Annotated in this window: 11 protein-coding genes; 1 reads left to right on the forward strand and 10 read right to left on the reverse strand. The window is 45.7% G+C overall.

Annotated features, from left to right (window positions below; genetic code table 11):
- Nucleotides 1–281: 281 nt before the first annotated feature.
- The 10 genes from CWC46_RS20870 to CWC46_RS20915 form a co-directional block, all read right to left on the reverse strand.
- Entirely contained in the window at nucleotides 282–1,775 is a 1,494-nt protein-coding gene (locus CWC46_RS20870; protein WP_021014606.1) for an MFS transporter, read from the reverse strand.
- A gap of 422 nt (nucleotides 1,776–2,197) precedes the next feature.
- Nucleotides 2,198–3,601, reverse strand: a complete 1,404-nt coding sequence (gene uxaC / locus CWC46_RS20875) for a glucuronate isomerase (protein WP_021014604.1) — start codon at nucleotides 3,599–3,601, stop codon at nucleotides 2,198–2,200.
- Between the two features lie 177 nt (nucleotides 3,602–3,778).
- Nucleotides 3,779–5,269 (reverse strand): mannitol dehydrogenase family protein, encoded by a 1,491-nt coding sequence (locus CWC46_RS20880; protein WP_021014603.1) that lies wholly within the window; start codon nucleotides 5,267–5,269, stop codon nucleotides 3,779–3,781.
- A 10-nt stretch (nucleotides 5,270–5,279) separates the two neighbouring features.
- Entirely contained in the window at nucleotides 5,280–5,750 is a 471-nt protein-coding gene (locus tag CWC46_RS20885; protein ID WP_021014602.1) for a NanQ anomerase/TabA/YiaL family protein, read from the reverse strand.
- Entirely contained in the window at nucleotides 5,747–6,772 is a 1,026-nt protein-coding gene (gene yiaK / locus CWC46_RS20890; protein ID WP_021014601.1) for a 3-dehydro-L-gulonate 2-dehydrogenase, read from the reverse strand. Before yiaK ends, CWC46_RS20885 begins: the two co-directional genes overlap by 4 nt.
- A 164-nt stretch (nucleotides 6,773–6,936) precedes the next feature.
- Nucleotides 6,937–8,232 (reverse strand): MFS transporter, encoded by a 1,296-nt coding sequence (locus CWC46_RS20895; protein WP_021014600.1) that lies wholly within the window; start codon nucleotides 8,230–8,232, stop codon nucleotides 6,937–6,939.
- 72 nt (nucleotides 8,233–8,304) lie between these two features.
- On the reverse strand, nucleotides 8,305–9,315 hold the full coding sequence (locus CWC46_RS20900) for a Zn-dependent oxidoreductase (RefSeq protein ID WP_021014599.1): 1,011 nt from the start codon (nucleotides 9,313–9,315) through the stop codon (nucleotides 8,305–8,307).
- Between the two features lie 32 nt (nucleotides 9,316–9,347).
- Entirely contained in the window at nucleotides 9,348–10,562 is a 1,215-nt protein-coding gene (gene manD, locus CWC46_RS20905; protein WP_037380625.1) for a D-mannonate dehydratase ManD, read from the reverse strand.
- 221 nt (nucleotides 10,563–10,783) lie between these two features.
- Complete coding sequence (gene alkB, locus CWC46_RS20910) at nucleotides 10,784–11,443, reverse strand: DNA oxidative demethylase AlkB (RefSeq protein WP_021014597.1); 660 nt, start codon at nucleotides 11,441–11,443, stop codon at nucleotides 10,784–10,786.
- Nucleotides 11,444–11,571: 128 nt separating this feature from the next.
- Nucleotides 11,572–12,012, reverse strand: coding sequence for a multidrug/biocide efflux PACE transporter (locus CWC46_RS20915; RefSeq protein WP_023278717.1), 441 nt, complete (start codon nucleotides 12,010–12,012; stop codon nucleotides 11,572–11,574).
- A gap of 95 nt (nucleotides 12,013–12,107) precedes the next feature.
- Here CWC46_RS20915 and CWC46_RS20920 point away from each other — a divergent pair, with 95 nt between their 5' ends.
- Nucleotides 12,108–12,974 (forward strand): LysR family transcriptional regulator, encoded by an 867-nt coding sequence (locus CWC46_RS20920; RefSeq protein ID WP_021014595.1) that lies wholly within the window; start codon nucleotides 12,108–12,110, stop codon nucleotides 12,972–12,974.
- Nucleotides 12,975–12,981 lie beyond the last annotated feature (7 nt).

Below are 12,981 nucleotides of genomic sequence, written 5' to 3' on the forward strand. Positions count from 1 at the left end.
TCCATCTTCTTTTTCCAGCATTACATCAATCTGACGTTAATCATCATCACGCCCATATTTTACTGAATGTATGGAAATTTGGCACAGTCTATACTCAAAATAATTCGAGTTGCAGGAAGGCGGCAAGTGAGCGAATCCCGATGAGCTTACTCAGGTAAGTGATTCGGGTGAGCGAACGCAGCCAACACACCTGCAACTTGAAGTATGACGGGTATATATGGAGGAACACTATACCGTCGGCAAGTGACGGTATAGTGGAGTGCGCATCTGAACAAGGAAGGTTAGTCTGTCCAGACTTTTTCATATTTATAACCGGTTAAATCTTCAACAACCTGTTTGGTATTTACATCTACGGTTTGTTTACTACCGTGGTCTCTTAAACGTTCAACTTCGTTGACCAGAATAGTGTGTGTTTTCTTATTCAATCTAAAGGTCAACGCGGTCATTAATGCCAGAACTAATAGGACCCCCGTTCCCAGAAACAGGAGTAAGGCAATTGTTTTTATCGCTTCTGGTGATTGAATTCTACTACCCGTTACAAACCCACCTTCCTGTAAAAATACCCCTACAATAAAGGTAGCGATAGCAACAGTGGTTTTTCTGGAAAATGTCATTACTGCGGCAAATAACCCTTCACGCCTTTTTTTGGTAATGGCTTCGTCTACATCCGGGATAAAGGGAAAAACATTCCAGGGAGTGAATTCCAGCACACATCGCCCAACCTGATAAATACCCGCAATGATAAACAACAGTATGATTTTTGACTGTGGTTCATAAACATACACCGCATACAGGCACCCCAGACACAGCAACATGACGGAATAGGCAAATATATACAGTCTGGAAGGCCCATACTTGATCATAGCCAGACCGGCCAACAGCGTCACGGGCAACCCGATAATACTTAATGACAACAAACTTCCTGCCACAGAAGAAGAAATACTCAAACAATATACACAGAAGAAAACAAATACGGTGTTATAGATGTCTTTAGCCGTAAATGACAGTAAGTAGATGGCTAAATGTTTCCTGAATGCTCTGACCCTTAAAGTAGAAGCATATTCGGCCCACAGATTACAAAAACGAGTTAACTGTTCTCCAAGCGTCCTCTTCTGAGTGGCTTCCGGGGACTCTAATACCGCCTTCATCTCATCCGTCAATTCACGTTCCCAGGTGACTTTATAAGAGATAAATACACAGATGGCGAACAAAATAGCGAAAAACAAACCATTCACAAAATAGGCCGATGGGTTATGTTCCCCAAAATGGCTAATCAACAAACCAGGGATAAAGGTTGCCAGAAATGTCCCGACTGCCGATAAAAACATGCGGCATGTTGACAGTTTGGTACGCTGATTAAAATCTTTGGTCATTTCCGATGGCAGCGTTTCCCATGGTATCAATACCATGGCTGCAATCACTTCAAATAATAGATAAACCGTCAGATAGAACCAGTAGTTCATACCATTCACCCACAAGAGGGTATAAACCAGCATTAATGGTGTGCCAATTAGCAGGAAAAATCTCCGCCGGCCAAATTTCTTGCCGAAATAATTTTTGTAAAAATGGTCGGTAAAGCTCCCCATAAACAAGCTGATTATCGCATCGACAATACGGGCGATCGCAACAATTGACGCGGCTTCTATAGGTGTTAAACCAACAAATGTGGTATAGAAAAATAACAACCAGGCACCGATAACCGTAAAGGCGCCTCCACCCATAATATCTGTTAACCCATAGCCGATGCCAATGGGTACGGTAACTTTTTTAGACATTCTATTAAGCCTCTATTTGCAAAAAATTATACGCAATGGAAATATCGTGGTAAAAATGTTTTTTTAATAAGGCCATCAGATACAGAGAAAAAATCATCTTCATACCTAACTTATTCGAACATCATCATTTTCACCTGGTGTATTCATCCCCTCGATAATGAAAATCCTGATAGCGCTCTGTTTTATTTTTATAAAAATCTCAAAAAACAACACAATCTAAACTACATCTGATAGATAAAATTCCATTTAATATGGACAGGGAAAAATCATATCAGGTATATACCCGTCATACCTCAAGGTGCAGGTGTGTTGGCTGCGTTCGCTCACCCGAATCACTTACCTGAGTAAGCTCATCGGGATTCGCTCACTTGCCGCCTTCCTGCACCTCGAATTATTTTGGGTATAGTTATCCTTATTTAAAACTAAAAATTAAAGTAATCCCGTGCGTTCTGATAACAGATGTTCTTAATCAGTCGGGTTAGTAGCTCATTATCGTCAGGTATTTCACCATCCGTTACCCACTGCCCGACTAGATTGCATAAAATACGACGGAAGTATTCATGTCGGGTATAAGAAATAAAGCTACGTGAGTCAGTCAGCATGCCGACAAAATTCACCAGCAAACCATGATCGGCCAGCGCGGTTAATTGTCGAATCATTCCACGTTTGGTGTCATTGAACCACCATCCCGCCCCCAATTGCATACGGGATTTCACAGCGCCTGCCGCCTGAAAATTTGCCAGTGAAGAAGCCACGACATCGTTATAGGTTGGATCCAGGTTATAAAAAATAACCTTAGGCAGCGCGTCATTACGCGACATTGCATCAAGCAACCCATTTATATTACTGGCGACATCCGTTTGATCACAGATAGAGTCATAACCGACATTAGCGCCTAACTGTTTAAACATACGGCTGTTATTATTACGGGATGCGCCAAAATGAATTTGCATTGCCCAGTCACGTTTGGCATAAGAGGCCGCTAACGATAACAACACCGCAGATTTATAGCGAGCATCATCATCGTGAGATAATGCCAGACCTTGTCGTTTTTTCGCAAAAAGCGCTTCCTGCTCTTTTTCATCCGACAGCATGAATTCCAACTTGGTTAAACCATGATCGGATAAACGCCCTCCTTTCTGATGAAAATAGGCTACACGCTGATCTAGTGCGTCGAGGAAGTCTTGAAAATGGGTGATCGTCTTATTGTTCAATTGTTCCAGACGGCCAATAAACTGAATAAAGGTGTCGCCATGACCATCGAGTGCCTCATCCGGCCGGAATGTCGGCAACACTTGGGTTGTAAATGTTTTATCTGCCCGCAGAATATCATGATATTCCAGTGAGTCAGTCGGTGCATCTGTTGTACAAATGGTTTCCACATTAGATTTCTTAATTAATCCTCTCGGAGAAAATGCCGGTGAACGGAGTAATTCATTACATTTTTCCCAAACAGATTTCCAGTTATGACTATTTAACGTCTCCGTGATCCCGAAATAGAACTTTAATTCCAGATGCGTCCAGTGATAAAGCGGATTACCAATACACGATTCAACGGTTTCAGCCCATGCCTGGAATTTCTCTATTGCTGTTGCATTCCCGGTTATTTTCTCTTCCGGAATACCATTAGCACGCATTGCCCGCCATTTATAATGATCTCCGGCCAGCCAAAGCGCCGTGATATCAGCAAATGGTCTGTCTTCAGCGATTACTTTTGGATCGAGATGACAGTGATAATCAATAATCGGTTGATGCTCAGCTACATCATGATAAAGTTTACGAGCGGTCTCATTATTTAAAATAAAATCCTTTCCGATAAACGCCATATTTTCCCCCTTATGTAAATAAATTCACACCACAGTCCATTTATTTCCTAGTGGAAAGATAATATCCTTTCCTCAATAAGAAAAAATAACGTCATATTTAGTGCCAATTCATTAATATATAGGGATAATGCGTCACACCGTTTATCCCTATTACCCAATATCAGTCAGATTATGAAATCAGTATTTATTTACCTTCTGCAAAATCAGGCCAACTGATTTTTTTGCACCATGCGTTTGCAGTAATGTATAAGCCGCAGAGACCTGCTGAATAAAAATAGAACTGTCTGGCAAATCGTTACCAAATACGTCACGCAAACTTAATAACGCGTTGACTCTGGCCTGGCCATCCACACTTTGTGCCACCAGTTGTGCCAGTTTTTCTTTCAATGGATCACTGATCTCAATAGCTTGCCCTGCATCGTCCACGCCACTGACATAGCGCATCCATCCCGCCACGCCCAGTGCCAGAAAATCAAAAGACTCGCCTTTAGCCAGATGGACACGAATTGAGTCCAGCATGCGTTGTGGCAGCTTCAACGTTCCGTCCATCGCAATTTGCCAGGTACGGTGCTTCAGCCCGGTATTCCAATAACGCTCGAGCAATGACTCGGCATAAGCCACCAGATCGACATTTTCAACATGCAACGTTGTTGCCTGCTCATTCAGCATCAATTGCCGTGCTGCCTGAACATAGTCCTGGTCCTGCATGCACTCATCAATATACTGATAACCCGCCAGATAACCGAGGTAAGCCAGAAAAGAGTGACTGCCATTCAGCATTCTCAGTTTCATTTCTTCGTAAGGCAGTACATCAGCTACCAATTCTGCACCGGCCCTCTCCCAATCGGGACGTCCAGCGACGAAATGATCTTCAATGACCCATTGTCTGAAGGGCTCGCAGGCAATCCCCACCGGATCCTGAATGCCTCCAATGACCTGTGTAATTTTCTCCAGAGAGTCTGGTGTTATCGCGGGAACAATCCGATCAACCATCGTTGAAGGGAAGCTGACGTTGTTTTCGATCCATGTGGCCAACGTAACATCCTGCGCTTTAGCCAATGCAAGAACTACGTTGCGGGTGACGCTGCCATTATTCGGCATATTGTCACAAGACATCACGGAAAACGGCATCAGAGATTTTTCCCGACGTAACCGCAATGCTTCAATAATCACTCCAGGCGCGGAGTGTGGCTGACGCGGGTGAGCGATATCATGCTGGATCAACGGGTGACTCACATCAATAGATGCGGTTGACGGTAAATAGCAATACCCTTTCTCCGTCACCGTCAGCGAGACAATCGCAATATCAGGCTGAGTCATCGCCGCAAGCACCTTCTCAATACCATCCACTGCGCCGTGCAGCGCTTGTCGCACAACACCCACGACACGACCATGCCAATGGCTGCCACTCATTTCACAGACGGAATAGAGTAAGTCCTGTTGTTTCAGATCAGCAATTTGCTGTTCGCCGCCAATCAGGTTAACTTCGCAATATCCCCAGTCGCTGCCATGTTCAGCAGCCAGTTGATCAGCGAAAACCGCTTGATGTGCCCGATGGAATGCGCCGAAGCCCAGATGCACGATACGTATTTTCAGTAAACTACGGTCATATACAGGAACAATCACGCCTGGCGACACCTGTTTAAGATTATTTTGTGAAAGATTCATCGAAAGACTCTCATTTCAAATTCAGCAAGCTAAGCGGAACCTTAGCCACAACTTTACGAACCGGCTGTACCGCTTCCACCTGACATAACGGAGTGTGGATGTCCCAGGGGAACAGCACGACAAAATCACCACTATTGAGGATCAAGGATTTTTCGTTACCTGATTTGCCATAATAGAAATCATTGTCCTGTTCAGGATGTGCCTCATCCGATGTACGCGAGAGCACCGGCTGATATTCCAGATACTCAGTGCCAGAAATAACGAACTGTACATCTATATTCTGTCGATGAGTTTCAGCGATACGGGTTGCTGATGGCTCAGTATTCGCATGGAATGTTTTGTAAACCACACCCTGCTCGATCATTTCACCGTCCGGATGCTGGCTAAAATCCAAGTTATGGATCCGAGCCAAAACGTCATAGATAGTCTCAGCAAACTCAGCTCGGCTTTTTTCCAGTTGGAGAATATTGCCAATAATCATGCGATCACCGATTTCGACAATGCTAAAACTTCAGCCCATACGCCATCGTCGACCGGAATTCCCTGGACCCGATTTTCATTGCGGGTTTTCATCTCACGTTCTCCTGGGTAGTAGACCTCTTTCTGCCCTTCGGCAAGTTCCGACGTTTTAACGTAATCCGCTACGCTATCAGCCATACGATTACTGAAATCACGCCCGCCAAGCTGGGCTGGATCAAAAACGATAAAAATCTGACTGGCCCCGGTACAACTGCCTCGTCCAACGTTATCGATCTCATTCGTTGGATTACCGGCAGAAAGCAGAGCGGCCATCGCATCAAGCAGAATTGCCATACCGGAACCCTTCCAATAACCGGTAGGCAAAATACGCATAGATTGTTCAATCGGGCCGGGCTCATCCGTCAGGTTGCCCTCTTTATCGTAGCCGCCGGGGAAAGGTAAACGGTCGCCTTTCAGGCGCGTTACCTGTAACTTTCCGTACGCATATTGAGACATCGCCATATCCAGTACCAACGGTCCTTTTTCACGCGGCACTGCCATCACAAAAGGGTTATTACCCAAGCGGGTATTTTTAGCGCCCCATGCTGGCATGCAAGATTCCGTATTGGTCCAGCAAATGGCAGCGAGCCCCTTTTCTGCGGTTTTCCATCCATACGTGCCGCCTCGCATCCAATGTGTGGTATTACGTAATGCAACAATACCGATACCATTTTTACGTGCGACTTCTGTCGCTCTTTCAACGGCAAACAATGCGTTAGTAATACCGACACCTTGATTACCATCATAAATTTCAATAACACCCAATGATTTAACTTGAGTGGGTTCAGCCTGAATATCAACCCAACCTTTTTTAACGTAATCGACAAACCGGGATACGCGATTCAATCCATGTGAATAGATGCCATCACAGCTGGATTCAGTATGAATCTGAGCGCAAACCTCGGCTTTTTTTTCACTTAATCCCACATTCATAAATGCTTTTTTTACCGTCGCTTTCATGACATCAAAATTAATTCTTTGCATATATCCCCCCCATTAATTATGTGAGTTAAAGATAACTGTTATTTCTATTCAGAAGTCATGATCAAGAAGGATGACATACCGCATCAATAATTAATGTCGGTTGAACTCCATTTAATAACATCATGACATATACCTGCTAAATATTCCGAATACAACAGAGTGAATTATAATGTAGACGCTGATTTCAATGATTCGTTTGATAACTTGGGCGGTTTAATCACCAACAATACTAATACTGCCCCCAATGCTGCCACACCACCGGCAAGAATAAAGGCACTGTCAAACTTACCGGTATTTTGCACAATAAAACCGGTAACGACAGGGCCGACAATTCCTGAAATACTACCAATTAAATGAATAAATCCACTGGTGCCACCAACGCGGCTTTTATGTACCACATCCTGAATAATCGCCCAATAGATAGCACCTGTAATATAAAGGAAAAAAATAGACACAGACATTAACATAACCGCTGGGACAACACTGGAAACCATCCCCGCTAATGCGACGCATACTGCGGCAGAAAAAAGAGATACAACTAACACTATTTTACGCGAAAGCAGTAACCGTCCGGTAATTTTGAATATCTTATCAGATATCCAGCCACCCAATGCCAACCCAACAAAACCGACAATCCATGGAATAACTGTAGTCAAGCTCATTTCTTTAATATTAAGACCATGTGCTTGCACCAAATAAGCCGGGAACCAACTGAGAAAGAAAAATAGAATATAGTTATAACAAAAGAAGGCAAAGGCAGTGACAAGAATTATCGGCTGACGCAGATAATAGCCAAGTCCATGTGCAGAATGGGCCATTTCATCTTCAACAGAAAGGCTCTCGTCTTTAAGCTGATTAATCAGTTCTCGTTCGCTTTGGGTAATGTGCCGACTACTAGCCGGATTATCTGATGAGAGGAAAAACCAAACCACCATCCAGACAATACCCACCGCGCAGATAATCATAAAGGCGGGACGCCAGCCAAAAGAGAGTGCAAGATACCCGACAATAGGCCCGGCGACAGCGCCTCCCAATGGCGATCCGGCACTTAACAGTCCCATCGCGGTAGCAGCCTGTTTTTTGGGAAACCATCCGTTGATCATTTTATTCGCCGACGAACAGATAGGACCTTCCGCCATGCCGAACAGTACCCGTAAAATCAATAATGACCAGAATCCCGTTGCTATTGCCGTCATGCCGCAGAAGATGGACCATAATCCAACAGCGAATCCCATTACTAATGTTGGACCAAATTTATCTACCGCCAATCCACCAATAAAATTAAATAATGCATAACCAAAAAAGAAACTACCAAAAATCATGCCGAACTGTTCAGCATTAATCATCAAATCTTTTTCGATCATAGGAACGGTAATAGATAAGGCCACACGATCAAGATAATTAATCATGTAAACCATAAATAATAATAAGACAATAATCCAACGTAAATTTCTGAACATAATTGCTCCGAAATATTAATTTATTTTTAGTAATGTAGGGGCAGAGGCAGCATAGCCGCCTCTATGGAGTCGTTAATTCACGCTTAAAATAACCTTACAGCAATTACGCTGATCTTTCTCAAATAGGCTCATTGCCTTTTCTATGTTCTCTAACGGAACATAATGCGTTACCAGTTTTCCCGGCTTAATAAATCCTTTCACCATCCATTCAATAACAATTGGGAAACGATGACTATTCAGACGAGAGGTAAATAATGATAACTCTTTACTGGTTAGACTCTGCTGTGTAATTAAGCTGGGTTCGCCAGAAAACCCAAGTAGACCAATACGTGCGGCAGGTGATGCTAATGATGCGGCTTCAGCCAAAATAGAAGGATGACATGCCGCATCAATAATTAATGTCGGTTGAATTCCATTTAATAAGTCAGACAAGAGTGTCTGGCTATTATCCAATATCATGTCAGCGCCATTTTCTTTTGCCATAGCCAGACGTTCAGGTAACCGATCAGCAACAATAACCTGTTGTACGTTGTAAACGCCTTTTAATACCTGAACAGCGGTAAGTCCCATTGGACCAGCACCATAGACCAGCGCGATATCTTTTGCGGTCGGTTGTAAAAAGGCAGTAATGTTGGCCGCGATCGTGAAAGGTTCAACCAAACTCGCCAGCTTGTCTGGTATTGAATCAGGAATACGGTAAGCATTGGTTGCAGGGGCACAAGCGTATTCGCTAAAGCCGCCATCACGATGTACGCCGATGACCTGTAACTCGCTACACACATTAGGACGACCGACAGAACAAGGGTAACAATGTCCGCAGCTAACCACCGGGTCTACCGCAACACGTTCCCCAATACGCGAGACATCAACGCCCTCACCCACTGCATCAATAATGCCAAAAAACTCATGACCAATAACCCGAGGATATTTCGCAAACGGATTGTGTCCGTGCCAGATATGCACATCAGAACCACAGATACTGGCATAGCTCACCTTTACCCGAACTTCATTCGCGGTGGGCTGAGGCAGCGGACGTTCCTGAATAATCAGGTTTCCTGGTGTTTCAATTACAACACTTTTCATTGCCTGGACTCCTGTTTTTTAATTGTCACTATTTACCAGCTCCACATCGTGCCATCTTCCAGACGCGCAACGGGCAAACAGGCTGGCTCATAGGGATATTTAGCAGCCAGTTTTTCATCAAAAGCGATACCTAGCCCCGGTTTATCGCTGGGGTGCATGTAGCCGTCTTCGAATGTCCAATGATGCGGGAAGACTTCCAGCATCTGTTCGGAATAGCCCATATACTCCTGTACGCCAAAGTTGGGTACCCACAGGTCAAAATGCAACGCCGCCGCCATACAGACCGGGGACAAGTCAGACGGGCCATGGGAACCGGTACGCACCTGATACAAAGAGGCAAAATCAGCGATACGACGCATACCGGTAATGCCGCCCGCATGGGTAATGGTGGTACGGATGTAGTCGATCAACTGCTCTTCGATCAGTTGTTTGCAATCCCAAATACTGTTAAAGACTTCCCCCACCGCGATGGGCGTTACCGTATGCTGGCGAATTAAGCGGAAACATTCCTGGTTTTCAGCAGGCGTAGGATCTTCCATCCAGAACAGGCGATAATCTTCAACGCTCTTGCCAAAACGGGCCGCTTCAATCGGCGTCAGGCGGTGATGCATGTCATGCAGCAGATGTTCGTTAAAACCAAACCGCTCGCGCACCGCTTCAAAGAGTTTGGGCGTGAAGTCGAGATATTTTTCGGTCGACCATAACTGCTCTTCAGGCCAGTTACCTTTCGTGGCCGGTTCATAAGCCAGACCTTTACCTTTCGCCATGCCATAGGTGGTTTTCATGCCCGGAACTCCACACTGTGTGCGGATGGCTTTAAAACCCATTTCCTTATGTTTGGCGTAATCATCCAGCACCTCATCAATGCTGTGACCCGTCGTGTGGCAATAGACCATCACACCACTGCGGGAAGCGCCACCCAGCAACTGGTACACCGGCATATTGGCAACTTTTCCTTTGATATCCCACAGCGCCATATCCACGGCGGAAATGGCAGACATGGTGACCGGCCCTCGTCGCCAATACGCCCCTTTATAGAAATACTGCCAAATATCTTCAATCTGATGTGCATCACGGCCAATCAACTGCGGGCAGACATGATCTTTGAGATAAGACGCGACGGGTAACTCACGGCCATTCAATGTGGCATCGCCCACGCCGGTCACGCCGCTGTCGGTCGTAATTTTTACGGTGACGAAGTTACGCCCTGGACAGGTAACAAACACTTCAGCACTGACAATTTTCACTTTTCGTATCCTTTTAAACTCGATATAACGGCTTAGTTCTAATGCAACTACCATACAAGTATAACCAAATATAAAAATTGAAGCACCTCACAGTTATGCATTCAGGAAAAGGAAAGATCCCGACAGGATCCTGATGACAAAATGCCGCCACTCGTGATGAGCTTAATACTTAGTTAGGCAGGAATAATCAGGAAAAACAGTCGTGTTCGTGTGGTGGGAACCTAGTAACCGGCTTTGCGAAAAGTCAGGTTAAAGCGGTATGCGCCCGGCATACCCGCCGGAAGTGGGCCGTTTTTTAACGACTGAACTGCATGGTAATACAATCGAGACGCCCCACCCCACACCACAACATCACCATGCCCCAGTAACAGCCTTTGGACCGGATCATTGCGTTTTATGCCACCGAATAAAAACGTCGCGGCCAGCCCCAATGAAAAAGAAACAATAGGCTGGCTAAAATCCCGCTCGTCTTTGTCCTGATGTAGTGAAAGCCGGCTCCCCACGTCATAACGGTTAATCAGACAAGCATCGGGGAAAAAATCCGGAAATCCTGCCGCCTGCGCGGCGAAGGTCGCCAGTTGAAAAAACAGCGCCGGCATCTCAGGCCACGGCTGAGCGGTTAACGGATCTTCGGTCACATAGCGATAGCCGCGTTCATCTGTCACCCATCCCCGCGGGCCACAGTTAGTCATAGCCACCGACATGGTATAACCGCCTGGCGTCACCATATGGCGAAACGGTGAAGCGTGGGTAATCTCATCAATCAGGGTGATCAGTGTCTGCGCTTGTTCCCACACATAGCCATGCAGGATGGCGGCACCCGGCGCCAGGTTTTCTGTCCAGCGCCTGGGCATTTCATCGGCAAATAAATCGAAAGTCATCGCTACTCCGCATTCGATCTGTCTCTCTGACAACATTTATCCTGTCTTCACGGGCATACGCCGCATTCTGCAAACAAAATAGTTATCGCTGATTGACTCAATGCCAACGCGTACACTGCAACCGTGATTTAATGTGAACCCACTACCTTCTCACGTCGAAGAACTCGCTCGCGCAACGTATCATAAACCCAATTATAAGCGACGGTATAAGGCAGGAAAAACAGGAAAAAACCCATCTCAATCAGGAATGCTTGCCACAGGGTAATATTCAGCATCCCTGCGGCCAGTGGCAGACCGATCACGATAAAACCACACTCAAAACCAACCGCATGGCTTATACGTATGGACAGACGTCGTTTGATTCGGCTTACCGGCCACAGCCGATCGAACAGACGGTTGTAAATCACATTCCAGATCATTGCCACGCTAGAGAGCATCATCGAGAGCAGACCTGTGTCAAATAGCGGACGATCCAGCAGGATGCTACTCGCTGGCGCACAGATTAACATCGCCACGACCTCAAATCCTACGGCATGAACCATCCGTTCACATAAGGTTTTTTCTTTCATTTCACACCACAGTTGATAAAACAGTGGTCATTTTCATCGCTATAATCAATAGAAAGAAATTAGTTTCCATCGAAAAAAGCGATAGAGGTATGATGATGCGTTATTCTCCTGAATCCTTGTTAGCTTTCGTGACAACTGTCAATACCGGTTCTTTTTCCGCAGCGGCGCGCCATTTACATAAAAGCCAGTCAACAATCAGTACTTCCATCGCTAATCTGGAAACCGACCTGAGGCTGACGCTGTTTGACCGACACGGACATCAGCCCGTATTGACCCCGGAAGGCCGCAAGGTGTTGACACACATTAAGGCGATCCTGTCAGCCAGCGAAGCACTGGATGAATTAGCTATCCGGCTAGGAGACAGCATCGAGCCAAAACTGACGTTCGTACTCTCTGAAACCTGGCAAAACATCCACTATGAGTCTGTCTTACAACGCTTTTCCCAGCGGTTTCCTGATATTGAGTTTGAATGCTTGATTGCCGAAGATGAAGATGTGCTTGACCTATTACAATCCCAGCGCGCTCATGTGGGTATACTGCGCGCCCGACCGCACTATCCAACGGATATTTCGGTGTCGCGGCTACGGGTGACAACAGAGATGTCCGTGTTCGTTGCCACCACTCATTCATTGGCTCAGATGCCAACCGTAACCACTAGCCAACTCGCCACCGTGCGGCAATTGTGTCTGAATACCTACGCACAAGGAGAACGCCCCCAGACTGAAGGGCTCATCTGGTCCGCGCCCTCTTACCTGATGTTACTGGAAATGGCAGAGCAAGGATTCGGCTGGAGTATTCTTCCACGCTGGCTCATTACACAGTACGGCAATCAGAAGCTAACAGAACTGACGCTACCCGGTTGGCCACAGCACATTAAAGTAGATATCGCGTGGTCACGCCCTCACCCACCGGGTCCAGCCGGGTTATGGATGATTGACAACCTGCTGGCACAAAGAGAGTAAATATCCA

Source organism: Prodigiosinella confusarubida, from assembly GCF_002847015.1.
GTDB classification, from domain to species: domain Bacteria; phylum Pseudomonadota; class Gammaproteobacteria; order Enterobacterales; family Enterobacteriaceae; genus Prodigiosinella; species Prodigiosinella aquatilis.